15 protein-coding genes are annotated in these 17,597 nt (G+C 38.2%); 1 reads left to right on the top strand and 14 read right to left on the bottom strand.

The annotated features are described in order from the left end of the window. Positions 1-309 precede the first annotated feature (309 nt). The 14 genes from C0979_RS00160 to C0979_RS00100 form a co-directional block, all read right to left on the bottom strand. Positions 310-492 carry a hypothetical protein gene (locus tag C0979_RS00160; protein WP_242962612.1) on the bottom strand — a complete coding sequence of 61 codons (183 nt, stop codon included), beginning with the start codon at positions 490-492 and terminating at the stop codon, positions 310-312. A gap of 320 nt (positions 493-812) precedes the next feature. After that, positions 813-1,019 carry a hypothetical protein gene (locus C0979_RS00155; RefSeq protein ID WP_101694060.1) on the bottom strand — a complete coding sequence of 69 codons (207 nt, stop codon included), beginning with the start codon at positions 1,017-1,019 and terminating at the stop codon, positions 813-815. Between the two features lie 276 nt (positions 1,020-1,295). After that, on the bottom strand, positions 1,296-1,937 hold the full coding sequence (locus C0979_RS00150) for a DUF2971 domain-containing protein (RefSeq protein WP_101694059.1): 642 nt from the start codon (positions 1,935-1,937) through the stop codon (positions 1,296-1,298). Positions 1,938-2,262: 325 nt separating this feature from the next. Then, positions 2,263-2,400: a hypothetical protein gene (locus tag C0979_RS11935; protein ID WP_200816232.1), complete on the bottom strand. Its 138-nt coding sequence runs from the start codon at positions 2,398-2,400 to the stop codon at positions 2,263-2,265. 159 nt (positions 2,401-2,559) lie between these two features. After that, positions 2,560-5,160 carry a DEAD/DEAH box helicase gene (locus C0979_RS00145; RefSeq protein WP_101694058.1) on the bottom strand — a complete coding sequence of 867 codons (2,601 nt, stop codon included), beginning with the start codon at positions 5,158-5,160 and terminating at the stop codon, positions 2,560-2,562. Positions 5,161-5,162: 2 nt separating this feature from the next. Next, positions 5,163-6,626, bottom strand: coding sequence for a HamA C-terminal domain-containing protein (locus tag C0979_RS00140; protein ID WP_101694057.1), 1,464 nt, complete (start codon positions 6,624-6,626; stop codon positions 5,163-5,165). 20 nt (positions 6,627-6,646) lie between these two features. Further along, the gene (locus C0979_RS00135) at positions 6,647-7,900 is read right to left on the bottom strand and encodes a 5-methylcytosine restriction system specificity protein McrC (protein ID WP_159459839.1); all 1,254 of its coding nucleotides are present in this window, start codon (positions 7,898-7,900) and stop codon (positions 6,647-6,649) included. 11 nt (positions 7,901-7,911) lie between these two features. Beyond that, on the bottom strand, positions 7,912-9,549 hold the full coding sequence (locus C0979_RS00130; RefSeq protein WP_101694055.1) for an McrB family protein: 1,638 nt from the start codon (positions 9,547-9,549) through the stop codon (positions 7,912-7,914). Continuing rightward, positions 9,550-10,821 (bottom strand): DNA cytosine methyltransferase, encoded by a 1,272-nt coding sequence (gene dcm / locus C0979_RS00125; RefSeq protein ID WP_101694054.1) that lies wholly within the window; start codon positions 10,819-10,821, stop codon positions 9,550-9,552. A gap of 327 nt (positions 10,822-11,148) precedes the next feature. After that, positions 11,149-12,525: a 23S rRNA (uracil(1939)-C(5))-methyltransferase RlmD gene (gene rlmD / locus C0979_RS00120; RefSeq protein WP_101694053.1), complete on the bottom strand. Its 1,377-nt coding sequence runs from the start codon at positions 12,523-12,525 to the stop codon at positions 11,149-11,151. Between the two features lie 79 nt (positions 12,526-12,604). Continuing rightward, positions 12,605-13,528: an NYN domain-containing protein gene (locus C0979_RS00115; RefSeq protein ID WP_101694052.1), complete on the bottom strand. Its 924-nt coding sequence runs from the start codon at positions 13,526-13,528 to the stop codon at positions 12,605-12,607. Positions 13,529-13,758: 230 nt separating this feature from the next. Continuing rightward, positions 13,759-14,001 (bottom strand): DUF4366 domain-containing protein, encoded by a 243-nt coding sequence (locus C0979_RS00110; protein WP_101694051.1) that lies wholly within the window; start codon positions 13,999-14,001, stop codon positions 13,759-13,761. Positions 14,002-14,112: 111 nt separating this feature from the next. Next, a complete protein-coding gene (gene pcrA, locus C0979_RS00105; protein ID WP_101694050.1) occupies positions 14,113-16,344 on the bottom strand; it encodes a DNA helicase PcrA in 2,232 nt (743 codons plus the stop codon). 2 nt (positions 16,345-16,346) lie between these two features. Beyond that, positions 16,347-16,736 carry a DUF3783 domain-containing protein gene (locus tag C0979_RS00100; RefSeq protein WP_101694049.1) on the bottom strand — a complete coding sequence of 130 codons (390 nt, stop codon included), beginning with the start codon at positions 16,734-16,736 and terminating at the stop codon, positions 16,347-16,349. A 177-nt stretch (positions 16,737-16,913) separates the two neighbouring features. Here C0979_RS00100 and C0979_RS00095 point away from each other — a divergent pair, with 177 nt between their 5' ends. Then, the gene (locus C0979_RS00095; protein WP_101694048.1) at positions 16,914-17,543 is read left to right on the top strand and encodes a DUF1836 domain-containing protein; all 630 of its coding nucleotides are present in this window, start codon (positions 16,914-16,916) and stop codon (positions 17,541-17,543) included. Positions 17,544-17,597: the final 54 nt, after the last annotated feature.

Genomic DNA, 17,597 nt, shown 5'->3' with positions numbered 1-17,597 from the left:
CAGCATTACGTCATGCTTCAGCCATTTTCTTTAACCCTTTTTCGTAAATGCTATTTCTAACGAATCCCACCTTTGACATTCTGTTTCGCCTTTGGTGTTTCTTGTTGTACCACCTTGTAAAGGTGCAGATGGAATCTTCTGCTGTTACATTTCTTGGCTGTCAGATATAGTTTGTTTTGAAGTTGTCGAACTTTTTCTTTGGAGTTGTTAGTCTGCATGACATTCTCTCACTCTTACCCTCTCTACAAACATGAATGAAGTAAGGAACCTTCCCATAAACTGTGTTTTCTTGCACAATCATTATCGGTACTATGTTCCTCTCCGACTCCCTCCCATCAGAAATGCGATTTCGCCAAGCTTATACGCTTTCTCTTTACCTTTCGGTGATGGGTAGGGTCTCTCCAGTTCCGAACCACACTTTCCATACATACCGTTTCCTATATACCTAGAGATTCTTCCGTGCTGCTTTTCCAGTTTCTTCACACGTTCCATGGTTTTCGCCTATGTAAGCAAGGCTCAACTTCTCTTTACCCTCTTTCGAGACCTTTTTAACGATACGGCAGAATTCACTTTATGTTACGGTCTGCATGTTTGCTCGCTCCTTTTATCAAGGTTACTTTATCCACCCGCTTAGCACCCTGCATTACTGCAACGCACCGGGTTTAGCTACGCGGCTCACTGGCAATTACCGCGACCGGACTGGCACCGGCAAGTGTGGCCCAGCTTCGCTGGACACACGTAACAGAAAAGAGATATCCTGTTGAGGCGCCCCCTCAACTGAATATCTCTTTTATCGTCATTTTATAACTTTTTTATTTTTCCTCGCTACTATACTCGAATTTTTCTATATGATATCCCTTCACTTTATCAAAATCGGATTCCAATACAGCCGGAAACCATGCTGTAACAAATTCTTTTGTCTCTCCAGCAGAAAGTTCTGATAGATCAGCCCGCAGATCAGGCACCATACCAGCGACTTCTACCGGCTCTTGTCCGGAGTCTACCAACTGAAAAATCAAGTCTATGTCCGTCCAATCTTCTTCTGTATTGTTTGTCAGTGTCCCCCTTCACCTATATTTATTTATAAAATTACATCTCAGTTTAATTTTATCACATAATGCGGAAAATGTCGTTTTGTAATTCCTCAATTGGCTATGTCCTTATTAATCATCTAATATTTTAACACCCACTAATTTTCCTCTCCCAATTACGAAGATACTTCTCCATTCAATAAAATCTTCTTCTATTTCTATGGATTTAACTTAATATAGATAATATTTTCAACTCAAAAAATTCTATACTATTTTCTTAGCTTGTAATTCATACGTTTTGGAAGATAACATCATCTGATAAACGCTAATACCATTCCTCTCTCCAAATTGAATCATCTCATATTTAAAATCATCTGAAATCTTTGCTCCTAAATAAAATGCCTTTATATTATCTTTTAAATCTAGAACATATTTTCCATTAGGATATTTCAATTTTTGTGGCATCACTTTGTTGAAATTGGCCGTTATAATTCTCCATTCTTTTTCATATGACCATACATCTGATTTTCTACAAGTCGTTTTGTATAGAAAGTCTTTATTTCCTTCTAATACATCAGTTTTAGAAACAGCATACCTATCGGATACTTCGTATTCCGTACTCTCATAAAGCTGATCCAGTGATACTGGCTGCATTTTGCTTTCATCTTCCTGTTTGCTTGCCCTCTGTCCCTGCTTGTCCTCTCGCCACAAAGGTCTCATATATTCCAGGTACTGTTCCTTCGTTGCCGGAATCATGATGGCACGAACTGTGCGATGTCCAATCTTGGTCCATACAGCATCGGTCGATAAATCAAAACCATTTGCAATGATGAATTCCTTTGATGTTTCATTTACTTCCATAGGGATGTAATACTGCTTTTCACTTTTTGTCTGTAGATTTTCCATTGTAGATCCTCCTTCGATCTGAAATCGAAGTGAGAATCCACACGGAACTTCCCATAAATATTGGCCATAAGAATGAATCCTCACTTCTTAAATGGCCAACCGTCCCAGTGGGTTGACTGTTATTAATTTGTTGCTGTCTCTTGGCTCTGGGCATCCTTGATCAGGGGATGAACCTTAAGACAGTTTTTGAGTGTCTGGCACTCAGATGAAGTTACAAAGATTTTGCATCCTCATCTCAGAGTCAGATGTTTTTATACTTATTACTTCTCCCTTTCGGGAGAGGCAGGCGGATTGTTCAAATCCTTCTCTGCCTTCTTTTGTTAACCTATTTCTTCTTAGGTCTAGTCTGTGACAATGCACTTCCAGCTACAGACTTTGAGGTCTTGCTGTAGCGACCGTCACGAAGAACTTTGCTTGCTTTAGAAGCAACAGATCTTGATGTCTGTTTTATATTCTTTGCCATTTCAATCACCTCGCTTTCTTTTAGCTTGATTCCATTATGACTGAAATGCTGCACTCAAAATATGGGTTCTAGTATGGGGAACAATGGGAAAAAGTATGGGGCAAAAATAAGCATAAAAAAAGACCTCCCACATTTCTGTAGGAAGTCCCCATTTCACATTTACTCCACAAAGAGTTCTGGCATATTAAATTGTATATCATTCGCTTCTGTTTCTACCCCAAGGTTGCCACAATGCAAAATAGTCTTTTTTATTTTAACCTCGTGATCAGACTCTATAATATATTTATCTTGATGTTCTTGAATAAAGCTTGATACTTCTCTGGAAAACCCGGATTGTTGCAAAAATATAGTCATAGGATTTGTAGTTCCATATTCTACATACTCGTACCAATCATTCGGGAATGAATCAACTTGATGTTGTTTTTTATATTCAGCTGAAAATTTTCTAAAGTAATTTGAAATGCTGAATAGGAGAACATTCTCTACTACTCCTAGCGTTTCAGCTATAACATAGTTTTGATGGTCTTTTGTACCTTCATAATAATCAGCGATTTTTGCCTTTCCAATCCACACTCCCTTATCAGCATGATTGGCTTTATATTTAAGAGCATTATCAATAATTCTATTGATTCCATTTCCACGGATCCATCTGAGAAGAATCTGTGCATACCATCTAAGTACATCATCATTTTTCCCGATGGTATCTCGTTCATAAACTTCCCACTTAAAAATCCTTTTTAGATCAACAAGAAACGCTACTAGTTCTTCAAAATCTACATCATCGTTTTCGCCTTTTAATTCCGGATACGTTTTACCACTAGCAACGTAGTCTGTAAGGTTTTCTGCCTGATCATATGAGATAGTAATATCATCACTTGTCTTTGTCACTGGAAATTTCTCTCGAATCAATTTGACCGAGTTATCATCCAATGCTCCAGACTTCATAAAAGCAGAAACAATCGGTGAGTCATTACCTATAGCAATATCTCTTGTAAGTATCATTGAGAATTTTCTTATAGCTTCATAATCTTGCTCACTGCTTTTTTTCTCATGGCATTCCGTAAGTTCCATATCACCTTTAATCAAATCACTGATTGCTATTTCAAAAAGTTTTTTATTCTGCTTGACTTCAATCGATAATTTTTGCGGAGGAACATCCTCTTTTAATAGACTTACATATTTTGAATCCAGCAGATTAGGATCATCACGTACAAAAAAGACATTACCGTATAAGTTGTATTTGATTCTGCCTACACGACCTACTAAGTTTCTAAACTCAACTTCATCCATATTTGACAGTCCTGTCTTATAACTTGTCATAAACAAATTGTCCGCTGGCAAATTAACACCTTCTACTAAGGTACTTGTACAAAAGATAGTTCGCAAGTCACCTTCTTCGAAACTTTTTTCGATTCTCAATCGAATATTGGCAGGCAGATATCCTACGTGATACGCAACACCTCTACGAATTAAATCAGCTAAATAACAGTTATCATGAACCTCTTGTCGCACATCTTTAGCAAGTGCTTCTAATTTTTCATTTCCTATTATTTGTTTTGTTCTTCCGTATTTAACAGCTAAATCCAGTACCTTTCGCTTTGAGCTACAGTAAACAAGATTCTGTTTTCCTACTCCAACTCTGTCAACGAGACCAATTATTCCCTTATCAAAATCATCATATGTAAAAGGAATTTTATCCTTTGCATAGTCATTATATGCATAGATTTTTCTATCACACATATTTACATAATACTTAAACTGGCATACTGGACTGTATTTTGAAGCTAAGTTAACTAATTCAGCATCATCCTCGTGTGGAACTATTCCAAGATATACATCTGGATTTGGAATATTGGGGGAGGCGAATATAATATTAGGGTGTTGTCCGGAAGATATAATCTGCATAATGACTTTATAGTAGTATGTACTTCTGCTGCCGCGTTCCGAAATTTTATGAGCTTCATCTATAAATAGAAAGTCTAGCTTTATATCTGGCGATGAAAGCAATAAATACAGCATCCTTTCTGGTGTCATCACAAACACAAAATTATGATCCTGCTTTAGAACCAAATCCTCAGATGCCGTTACAACCCTATAATTCTTATTATTTAACTCTTCCTTAAGTGAAGAAATGATGTTACTACGAACTTCGTTTATAAGAGCTTTTGTAGGAACCAAAATAGCATAATTTTTTTGATATCCGTTCCGAATTTGCTCATCTATATAGGTTTGGACAACAAAAGATTTCCCCATAGATGTCGGTCCAGAATAACTGAAATATCTACACTCAAGACCGTCATAAACAAGTTTCTGATCATGAAAGAAATATTCGCTTTCTTTTCCGGGAATTAAATGATTACTCATATCGTAAGCATAATAAATGCTATCGAACAAATCAGCGCTTTGAAATCCTTCCACAGCCTTTGACTGTAAACCTCGATAATTACCAAGCGTTGACAGAATTGATCCAAGGTAATATTTAACTTTTGTATTTTCAGGGTAAAGAAGGGAAAGTAATATTCCAATTTCCTGCCCCCAAAGTTTATGCTTATCAGCTACCGGCTCATATGTAGATTTTGATAGTAAATCAGCAAATCGGAGTGCATGCATAATATTTATTTCTTTTAGCTGCTCCTCCGAATGAAACATTTTTGCAGAATAATTAAAAAGTAAATTGCTGTAGATTTCATTTAAATACTCATTTTTATCTATATCCCTATATAAAACTTCAGCGAGGGTTTCATCTCTTGGTATTTGCATACTTATATCCCTCCAATCATTTCATCAATTAACGACACTCTTTCGTTAGTAGCATCATTAAATGGGACAACATAAAAATAAAATTCATAATTATTTAAGCCTAGCACATCAATTTGATTCTTAATATACGGAATCGCTGCATCAATATCTGATTTCATTTGAGCTTTTACATCAGCTTTATACTGTACATTATCAATAGCACTTGATGCCACATTGACTGTATATCCGAGGAAACAACCAAACGCCATGTCTGGTGGATTCGAATTTGGCAATAATGTTGACGGAAACATAATCTCCTTCATATACTTATTCATTCCATCTGGAAGAATATTTTGGTTTTTTGTGTTATCAACAATTATGAATTCCTCATCATAATTTTGTTCTATTTTCTGAACTTTCGTGAATACGCTATCAATGGCAATTTTCAAATCCCCATAAATATTTGATGCTCCAAACAATAACTGATTATATGGAATTCCACGTCTTTCTAAACGAAACAGATAAATACCATCACTTTTACTCCTATTTGCAATATCATCTACTTCAATCTTACTTAATATTTTCGGTGCTCCAAGTACCTGCTCCATAAAAACATATAACAAAGTTTCGCCCAGGAGCGTTTCTTTAGAACGTCCACTTGCCCCAATAAATTTCTGTAAAGATTGAATACCAGCGGTTGCAGCACGACCAACTTTGTTCATCCTATTTATTTGTTCTCTTGACATTACATAAGACGTCAAATTATCCAGGACAAACTGCTTGGCATTTCTAAAATTGATTTTTCGATTTGTTATATCCGTTGAGTATATAGCAATTGATGCAGGGTTAGTTGTTCCGGAACAGAGACTATTATAGACTTTCTCAAATATTCGGTTGAACGTTGGATCACATAAAGTATTATCAAGCGGTAAATAAGCGGCTGCATTTGAATCCTCAAAATATATCGGACGATTATCAGCAATTCTGTTCTTTACAAAATCCTTATCAATCAATTTTATTTCAGATTGACATGAATGGTTGTCGACCTTGGTAATTGCATAATATAGAACTGATACTACTACTGCAGAAAAACTAAATGTTGACTTCTGAATTATTCTTTCCTTTTGATATCCATCTATATATCCAATAATCGTATTGTCACTTACAGGATCTTCCACTAGAACATCTTTAATAGCTCGTACAATAGCTTCCTTCATTTCATCCTTAATCATTGGTGAAATATATTTCTGGAAGTTTGCATCAGCTTCTTCAAATGACATTCCTCCTGCAGCAGATTGCAAGCTCAATGGAACGTTGTCATGTCCTCCTTTTAAATGTCCCGCTGTGGAACCACAATAGGTAAAGTCATCTCCAAAAACAGAAAAAAGAGCATCACACAGCGAATCATTAGTGACCTTTGGATTCTGACCACTAACTCGGGCTTGATACAATATAGTAAACATTGTTCCGAAGCATATTCTTTTCACTGTATGACCTCCTTCCTTTTCTACAAATGCTGTATGTCCTGTATTATATATACAACGTTATTTGCAAACTCATGAATCGATTGCAGAAATTTTTCACCACTCTCATCCCCTATATTCACAAAGCAAGCATATATTAAGGATGGATTAAAAATTTCAGAATTTAACGAGAGTGTTTCTGTTCTTCTATTGGTAAACGATGGGTATAGCAATAATGCTTTTTCACTGTGGAGTAATTTTGCATACATCATAATCTGGTAGATATCTGCATTTTTAAATTGTCCATACGCTTTATTTTTTACATCTAATACAGCATAAGCCGATGGCATATAGTCAAATGCTTCATCTTCCTCTTTGTACCTATATATAATATCCGGTTGATATTCTCTTCCAGAATATACGCCGGTGCTACCTATTACATCTGCAAATCTTTTCTTAGCTGACCACGTAGTAAATTCACGTTTTTCTGGAATTTCTTTGAGAATTTTAGCCACAAAATCCTCAAACAGCATATCAAAGTTAATCAAAAAACTGTCCGTTCCAACGGAGGATCCCTTATCACTGTATGTTAATTGGTCAATAATCATTGCTGCATACGTTAAAGTTCTCCTATATCTAGCCGTATTGGAATTAAAAGTTATTTCTTGAAGTAAAGCACTGCCATTTTGAACATTTCTATCAGCTCCATAAAAATACATTTCCAACTGTGCCGCATCTGAGAAATATTCGTCTGTATGTTTTAATTTTTCTAATGCAGATAGTATCAGCGAATTAATATTATTCTTAATCGACAATTTTGATACTCTACTGATAACTGGTTTACCTTTACCGGTAAGTACATTCGTATAGGTTCGAGTATAATTTACTTTACCTTGCAATGATTCACTTCTAATATCTAACTTTTGATAAGAACGTATAATTCCCTCTTGAATATTTCTTTTGAGATTCTTAATAAACATTGATGCAACATCAGCACTTGTTTCGGACTCAGAAACATCCAAAATCGCTGCACTATCAGTTGGTCTGTACCCATATACATAAAGATAAATTCGTATAATGTGTTCAAATCCAATCTCGTGATACTTAGGATTTAAAGATATAATCCTTGTTGGAGTTGTTATATAACCAACATACGACTTACTTAAAGGAAGAATATTGTTCAATTTTTCTTCTCTGGTCCAGCTAATCGCATACTTCTTAGTGAACTCTTCAAAAAAAGCAATTTCTTCTGGTTGAACAGTAATAATATTTTGTTCAGCAGACTCCATTATTTCCATAGCACATCTCCTCATTCTCCAAATTCAGCAGAGAATGAAGCCATGAAATCATCTAAATCTTGTATTCCATCGGATAGATTTTCTCCGACAATTGATCCAATGGCACTCGCATTATTAAAGCTGTATTCTCTTAATGTTGGTAACAAAACAAAATTAAACTGGTTTTTAAAATCATTTGCTTCCCAAATATATTTACCAGACTCATTGATCTTCGGAATAAAATAGGACTGACCTAAAATAAGCTCTGGGTCTTTTAAAGTATCAATAATTCTCTGATTAATCTGCTTTAAAATATTTCCCAAATCAAAGTCTTGGAACATAACTTCTTCTGATAAGAAGTCATAGTTTGGCAAAAGAGGTACAAATGCGAATCTTCTTCTTATAGCTAAATCCAAGAAAGCAATGTTTCTATCACTTGTATTCATTGTTGCCACAATATACAAATTGTGTGGGATTGAGAGAGTTCCTACATCTTCGTATTCTTTTGACAAGCTCGCTTCATAATTTCTGTCCAAAGCAAGTATTGATTCTCCAAATATTTCTGCAATATTTCCACGGTTCAATTCGTCAATCACCAGCAAGTATTTATTTGATTTATTCGGATCACTATTAACCTTCTCAATGAATTTTAAGAATACCCCCTGTTTAGTAGTAACGTATGTACCTCCATCTTCTGATTTAAGAACTTCAGCACCAATAAAATCTTCATATGAATAATTTGCATGAAATTGTATCGTTAAGCTATCAGCAAATTCTCCACTTTCTGTAAGAGCTTTTGTATATCTTGATTTTCCGACACCTGGCACTCCAGTTAACACAATTTGTTCCTTATTCATCAGAATATCGTAAATATCGCTGTCACTAGGATTATCACCATTTAATGCCAAGTAATGCGCAACCGTATCCTTATCATAGATACTAACCTGGGCATCTTCAGGAACTGAAATCACATTAACTTCAGGCATCTTTGTTGCGTCAAAATCGAACTGATCTCTTACTTCTTGCCCCTTAATACTATCTGTATCGGGAATTAAGCGACAATTTGATATGTCGTCCTCAAACAGCCAAAGGAAATCATTTTTTGTTATTTTAAAATACTTCTTGATTGCCTTATCCAAGACTCTTGAAAACTGCTTCTCATTTGGTATTGAATCGAACTCAAATGAACTAAAACGGAAGAGCCAAGCTGCTAATTTGGATAATGATATTTTTTGACCCTTTAAATATTTTTCATCAATCAAATCCTTATAATTACTTCTAAGTGTAAGCTTTGAATCCACATCATTAAAAATAGGGACGTTGATATTCTTCTTTTCAACAGTGTCTTTCATTCTTCCGGGAATTTTATTAAATTCAGTTCCCGGTTGATAAAAGGCCAACTTTCTAAAGGCAGTTGGAAACATAACTCCTTTTGAACTACACATTTCGTCAGAATCAAATAATCCACCAAGTAGCCATAAAGAATTTAACTCTTCCTTCTTTTGCTCAGAAGTTAAAGCACTGTTTAAAAATGTTACAGGGTAAGAAGAGCTCACTCCCATATGCTTAGCCATTAAAAACAAGAAAAGCATATCGTCAGTATCAAATCCTGCATTTTTAAAGTATTCTATTGATTCACTAACCTGGTCTTTTTTGATGTAATATTTCATTTATTTTTCCTCCTCGAAAGCTTGCTTATAAATAGCATTTGCTATCACCTCTGCAAGATGACAAGGTACAGCATTTCCTATTACTTTGTACATTGCTACTATATTTTTAGTTGTATCATCAATAAATTTAAAATCATCAGGGAACGTTTGAATTCGTGCAATTTCTCGAATTGTATAACGCCTATTCTCTGTTGGATGTGTTATTCCACAGTTTTCCGGCTGCGCAGATGCTGTAATCGTTCCGTTTATTTCATCTCTGCTAAAGCGTCTATAAAAGTTCGGAGCATGATACCTTTTCATATCATCCCGGATTCTTTTGAATCTTGGAGAAAGGTTCTCGTATGGAATACTCTTCCATGAACCTCCTTCTGGAATCTGATCAACCATATTCTGTGCTTGAGGGGAGTATGGCCAAAATGTTTGATTCGGCACATCTGCAGGAATATCTAAAATGTGTCTTAATGTAAGCTTACTTTTATCGCTCTGAACAGGAGGAAATTCAAATGTCTTTCCAAGATCCTTTCTTAAAGCTACAAGTATCATACGCTCTCTATTTTGCGGTACTCCATAATCAGATGCATTTACCACTTTATAATTAACAAGATAACCTAGCCCTTCTAAGTCCTCCTTGATTACATCAATCAATTTTTTTCCGCTCTGGTGTTTAGAAGACATCAAGCCTTTAACATTTTCAAATAAAACAGCTCGTGGTTGTTGATGCTCTATTATTCTTAAACACTCAAGATACAACTCGCCTCTCTCGTCATAAACTCCTCTACGATTGCCTGCGTTTGAAAATGGCTGACACGGAAATCCAGCAGTTAAAATATCACAATCTGGAATATCCTCTACGGGCACCGTTGTTATATCTCTTCCATCAATTTCTCCGAGATTGAGTCTAAAAACTGCTTGGGCATCTTTGTCAAAGTCATTTGCCCATACCCTTGTATACCCTGCATTCTCGAAGCCTTTATCCATTCCTCCGCAGCCGGAAAACAGTGACACCAGTCTTGGTGAATATGTTTTATGTTCAATGCGAGCCTCAGTTTCCTCACTTTCCTTTACTGGATCCAGTCCTTTCAATTCCACTACAGCATCCAAATCACACTGGAGTGTTTCACATATTTTAAGCAAGGTTGACATACTTACATTCTTATCCTTTCCCATATTCGCAATGGCATTTGTTGATAGTTTTGCCATTGTTCTAAGATCTTCTTTAGACATTCCCTTTTCCAAAAGTGTATGCCATAAAGGTTTATAACTAATTTGCATTTATTCACTCCTTAATCTACTGTTTCAGCAGTTTAATTCTAGTCAAAGTTAGTTTCATTATTATATCACGAATTTTGATTTTTATCAAGATACCCTATCGTTTTGCAATTCCGTGAATACCTATATTCTGTAAGCCAACATAAGACTAAATACCTATTGAACCCCTCTAGGGTTCAAATTTCTGTTATCCATTCCCTAGTGTCAACCCCACCAAGTAGACCAGTTCCCACTTAACTATTTTCAAGCATCAAAAAAGGACTTTCTGCAAGACTTCATATACCTTTTAACGATAGTCTTTGAGAAAGTCCCTTGTTTTCTACACTATATTTACTTGTCAGGATTCACCTTTGACATCAAAACTACCGTCTCCACGTGCACCGTGCCCGCGAACTGGTCAACCGCCACACATTTTTCCACCTTATACCCTCTCGCCTGCATCATCTCCAAATCCCTTGCCAGACTCGTCACCTTACAGGAGATATAGACGATCCGATCCACTCCATAATCCAGAATCTTTGGTAGCGCCTTCGGGTGAATGCCATCACGAGGCGGATCCAGCACGATCACATCCGGCTTTTCCTCGATCTCATCCAGCACCTTAAATACATCGCCTGCTATGAATTCACAGTTGGAAAGACCATTGTGTACGGCATTTTCTTTCGCCGCTTCTACCGCTTCTTCCACGATCTCCACACCAATTACTTTTTTCGCTACCGGCGCAAGAACCTGACCAATGGTTCCGGTTCCGCTGAACAAATCGAATACCGTAAGATCCCGAATATCACCAATATAATCTCTTACAATCTGATACAGCACTTCTGCACCTTTCGTATTCGGCTGAAAGAAAGAAAACGGCGTAATCTTAAAATCCATTCCCAGAAGCTTTTCATAATAATAGTCCTGTCCATACAAAACTCTTGTCTCATCACTTTGTACCACATCCGACCAAGAATCATTCAGAATGTGCAGGATTCCCACGATCTTTCCTTCTAAGGAAAGGGACAAAAGCTTTTCTACCAGCGGCTGCATTTCATGCTCTTCCTGCGTGGTTGTTACCAGATTGACCAGGATTTCTCCCGTAACATCTCCGCGTCTCAAAAGCAGATGGCGCAAATAACCTACGTGCTGCATTTTTTTGTAATAGCTGGCTCCCAGATCTTTAAAATGATTAAGAACGCACATCAGAATCTTTGTCAGATCCTCATGTACCAATTTGCAATCGGATGCTGTCAGCACATCATACGTACTTCCCTTCTTATGAAGTCCCAGGGAAAGCGGTCCATCTTTATACTCATCTCCAAAAGAAAATTCCATTTTGTTGCGGTAAGCGAACTCTTTCGGACTTTTCCTGACCCCTTCAAACACATAGTCTCCTTCTACTGCCGCATCCATGATCTCCTTCACCTGCCGGGTTTTCATAAGGATCTGCTCCTCATAGGCCATCGTCTGATACATGCATCCGCCGCAGGCCGGGAAAAGACCACATACCGGCTCCCTGGTTTCCAACGGAGACTTTTCCAGTACCTCCAGAAGTCGCCCCTCTGCCTGACCTTTCCGGAATTTATTTACACAAAATCGAATTTTCTGTCTCGGAATTCCATTTTTCACAATTACGTTTCTACCCTCTTCCGGCACCGGAACAATTCCCTTGTTCGGAAATTCTACTTTCTCTATAATCCCTTCATATACCTGCCCTTTTTTCATCCTATCTGTTCCTCTCTCCTGCCAATTTATCTGTCATTTTCTTTGCTTTTATTCATCTTTTATATCTTGATTTTCCTCACTATTTTACATAGCGTGCTTTCAAAATAGTACCATCCTGCTTCACTTCGATATGTTTCACACTTTTTACATATTTATTGAACTGAGCATACCCATAATCGCGGATTTTAAAGTCCTTATACTTTTCATAAACCCGGTTTCCCAGCGTACTAAGCTCCATCCCGTCTTTTCCGGCTTTCTGCACTAGATTTACTACATAGGCGTCGATATCCTCTTTCATGCCTCTGTCTTCTTTCAATGCCACCGACACATAATTTCCATGTTTCACCAACTGAATTCCGGAAAACTCTTCCAGGAATTTAGACAGCATATTATATCCATAGCTTCGTACGTCAAAATCTGGGTACAAGCTAACTAAACGGCTTCCAATCTCTCCAAGCCCCGATTCCTTATTGCTGTTCTGATTTTCAATCACCATCTTGATAATGGCATCCTCGATCTTTTCTTTGCTGATCTGATCATGGACTTCCTTTTCCGCCGCCGGTTCCTGGTCACTTAACAGGTTTTCAAGAATCGTAAATTTATCACAGGCTTTTCGAAATGGTTCCGGCGTCTTATTTTCTCCCATACCGATTACCATTTTCCCGCTTTCTCTCAACCGACTGACCAACCTTGTAAAATCACTATCACTTGAGACGATACAGAATCCATCCACATCATTGGTATACAAAATATCCATAGCATCGATAATCATAGCTGAATCTGTGGCATTCTTCCCCTGCGTATAGCTGAACTGCTGGATCGGCGTAATCGAATTACGAAGCAGCTCATCCTTCCAGCTGGCATGCTGCGTACTGGTCCAATCTCCGTAGATTCTCTTATAAGTAATAATCCCATATTTTGACAACTCCGTCAAAATCGGCTTAATATATTTTGCAGACACATTGTCCGCATCAATTAACAGGGCATAACACTGCTCATCCATCTCTTTCCCTCCATCACCGGATCATTTCTTCTTCCACTTACTATAGCATAGAAGGATCCTGTTTACTCCTCCAAAAGGATTTTACTTTACACCAAAAAAGCAGGCAAGATGCCTTTCTCACCTCAGATAGGCTCTCAACCTGCTTTTTTATCATTTTTTTTACTGCCTTTGCTGCACTTACCTACGGTTCCAGATTTATGCAGCCAAACTTACGCTGCTAATCTCAACCTCTATACCTGATCATCGTCATTGAAGAAATCGTCGTCAAAATCATCCTCGAAATCTTCTTCAAAATCTTCCAGATAATCTGGGGTAAAGAAACAATACACTGCATAAGCAATAGCTGCGATTGCTGCAACTGCTCCTACGATCGCCAAAATCCAAAGAACCGTCTTACAGTGCTTATCTTCTTCCTTTTTATTCACCAGCTCACTTAATTTTGTTGCTGCGATAAAATCTTCTACCTTACTCATGCTCCCACGTCCTTTCTTATGCTTGATAGCAAGTTCAATTCTGCTGTTATTATAACACTATCTTTTTCATATTACTATATTTTTATGTAAAAATATTTTCCAAAACACTTTTTAAAGCTTCTTTAATTTTGCAAAAGCAGCGAACATCTTCTTCGTCCCTGCGGTATCAAAGTCCACCGTAACCTCATAATCTCTTCCACCTTCTGTAAGCGCCGTAACCGTTCCTTCTCCGAATTTCATATGGCGTACCCGGTCTCCGACTCCGTATCCCGGTCCGTCGCCGCCTGGATTTCCAAATTGGCGCACCGGCTTCGGCGCAGTAAACGCCTGCTTCCGGAAAGCCTGTCTCGCCTGCAGATATGCTGCCTGTTTTACCGGCTCTTCCTTTTCCTTCTCAAAGACGGCTCCTGTGGATAACAGTTCTCTTGGAATCTCTTTGATAAACCGGGACATTTTATTATACTGGGTCTCTCCCCGGATCATTCTTCTCCTTGCACAGGTTAATGTTAACTCTTCTTCTGCTCTGGTAATTCCGACATAGCAGAGGCGTCGCTCCTCTTCCATTTCCTCCGGATCGTCTGCCGTCACCGTCATATAACTTGGAAAAATACCATCTTCCATACCAGCCAAATAGACATGAGGGAACTCCAGTCCCTTCGCACTGTGAAGCGTCATCAGTATCACATAATCACTGTCCTCATCCAAACTGTCAATATCCGCCACCAATGCTACCTCTTCCAAAAATCCGCTTAATGTCGCCGGTTCATTCTGCTCCTCGCAGGTTTCCTCATAAGCTGCGATCTTGCTTAATAACTCATCGATATTTTCAATTCTGGCATCAGCCTCTTCCCCCTCATCTGCACGAAGGCTCTCTACATAACCAGTCTCCTCGATAATTTCCTGCATCAGATCAGACAAGCTTAAATCCTTCGCATCTGTTTTAAAATGTTCAATCAACGCTACAAAAGACTCTAGCTTTGAAGCTCCCCTTCCGATATCCGGAATCAAGTCCACGCCGCACAGCGCATCATAGAATCCAATCTCATGCCTGGATGCGTATTCCTGTACCCGGTTCGTGCTGGTAAGACCAATTCCACGCTTTGGAATATTGATAATTCTCCGTACGGCCAGATCATCTTTTCCATTATCCACGGTTTTTAAATAAGCCAGTAAATCTTTGATTTCTCGCCTTGCATAGAAGTTGACACCGCCAACAATCTTATAAGGGATATTTGCCGTCACAAATTTTTCTTCAAACATACGGGACTGTGCGTTCGTCCGATAAAGGATGGCATGATCGTGGTAGGTCACATCGCCTTTTGCCACATTTTTCCGAATCTCATCTACAATATACTCTGCCTCATCATAGGCAGAATCAAACTGACGAAGGGAAATCTTCTCCCCTTCCCCTTTATCCGTCCAAAGTGTCTTGTCCTTTCTTCCCATGTTGTTGCGGATCACCGTATTCGCCGCATTTAAAATATTGCCGGTAGAACGATAATTCTGTTCCAGCTTAATCACTTTGGCATCCTCGAAAACCTGTTCAAAATTCAGGATATTCTTAATATTCGCTCCGCGGAACTTATAGATGGACTGATCGTCATCACCTACTACACAGAGATTCCGATATTTGGACGCAAGCAGACGGATCAGTTCAAATTGAACCGTATTGGTATCCTGGTACTCATCCACCATAATATAGCGAAACCGTTCCTGATAATATTCCAACACATCTTTTTGCGTCTGGAACAGCTGTACCGTTTTCACCAGCAGATCGTCAAAGTCAAGCGCATTGTTGGCTCTTAACTGCTTTTCATATTCTGCATAAACTTCCGCAATCTTCTTCTGGCTAAAATCTCCTCCCGCCTGCAAAAGGAACTCTTCCGGTGTTACCAGCTCATCCTTCGCATGGGAAATGGCATTTAACAAAGAACGTTCTTTGTATACCTTCGTATCAATATTCAAAAGCTTACATACATCCTTCATCAGCGTCTTCTGATCATCTGCGTCATAGATTGTAAAATTCGTATCATACCCTAGAAGATCAATATGTCTTCTTAAAATTCGGACACAAGTAGAATGGAAGGTACTGACCCAGATACTTTCTGATCCAAATCCTACCAACTGATCTACTCGTTCCCTCATCTCTCCAGCTGCCTTATTGGTAAAAGTAATAGCCAGAATATTCCAGGGATTTACGCCCTTTTCCTCGATCAAATAGGCAATCCTATGGGTCAACACCCTAGTCTTTCCTGATCCTGCTCCCGCCAGAATCAAAAGCGGCCCTTCTGTATGAAGCACCGCCTCGCTTTGTTGTTCATTTAACGTATCATATATACTCAAATTTATTCTTTCCTTTCTGCTGCATTTTTCTGCATATACTCATGTTCCTTCTTAATCTCTTCGTAAAGTTCCAGGGAATTCCACTCCTGATTCGTCTCCGTAAGCACAGCTTTTAATCCTATCTGAACTTTTTCTTTTCGCATCAGAAATAATGCCTTATCAAGCATAGTCTCCCCAACCGGATTCATCACCAGCATCTCTTCCGAAAATCCGTCAACGGAACCACTTGCTTGTTCTTGAACTTCCCCCATTCCGGCAAGAGCCTTCAATGGAAGTCCATATTCCTCCTTCTCTACGTGCCGAATCTTATATCCAAGAAACCCAAAGATCATCGCGATCTGCTTTCCTTTTTTGGTACCTTTCAGATTGTAACATAATACAGAAGCTTTCATCTTTTCTCCTACTCCCCTTCAAAAATCTGTTTTTATTATAATGGCTTTCGAACAGATGTGCAACCGCATAATTTCCATCCGCCAAGGAAGAGAACCCTTCCCCAAACAAATTCCAGGAAAAAATCCTTGTCATATAGTTTTAAAAACTATATAATGGTTATATTGAGGTGAACTATTATGAAAATTGACACAAATGACATGCTAAACAGCATTTTAGCTAGTTTATCACGAATTGACTACGTGAGACCGAAAAACATCCCGAATATCGGGCTTTATATGGATCAAGTTACTACATTTATGGAAGAACAGTTCCGTTCCACCAGACGCCACGAAGAAGATAAGATTCTGACCAAAACCATGATCAACAATTATGCCAAGAACCATCTTCTTCCACCGCCGGTTAAGAAAAAGTATTCCAAAGAACATGTACTAATCATGATCTTTATCTATTATTTTAAAAACTTTTTATCTATCAAGGACATTGAGACGGTGCTGGCGCCCATAACTGAAAAATATTTTGATACAGATGAAGACCTTCAGTTACCCCAGATTTATGAAGAGATCTGCCAGTTGGAAAAATCCCGGATCGAATCACTTCAGAAAGATATTTCCGGCTCCTATCAGTCTGCCATGGAAGCCTTCGCTGATATCCCGGAAGAGGATCGAGAATACCTTCAGCTCTTTGCCTTTATCTGCAACTTAAGCTTTGATGTCTACGTCAAAAAGCAGATCATCGAAAAATTAATCGACGAGCTTCCCGAACCGGAGCATGAGAATAAGAAGAAAAAAGGGACTGTTGCAAAATGATATACCTCCCCCAAGCAGGACATTAAAATATAAAACTTGCTTGGGGGTATTTTG

The sequence above is a fragment of the Dorea phocaeensis genome (assembly GCF_900240315.1).
GTDB classification, from domain to species: domain Bacteria; phylum Bacillota; class Clostridia; order Lachnospirales; family Lachnospiraceae; genus Dorea_B; species Dorea_B phocaeensis.
The sequence above is the reverse complement of the archived record's forward strand: the minus strand, read 5'-3'. Positions and strand labels throughout refer to the sequence as shown.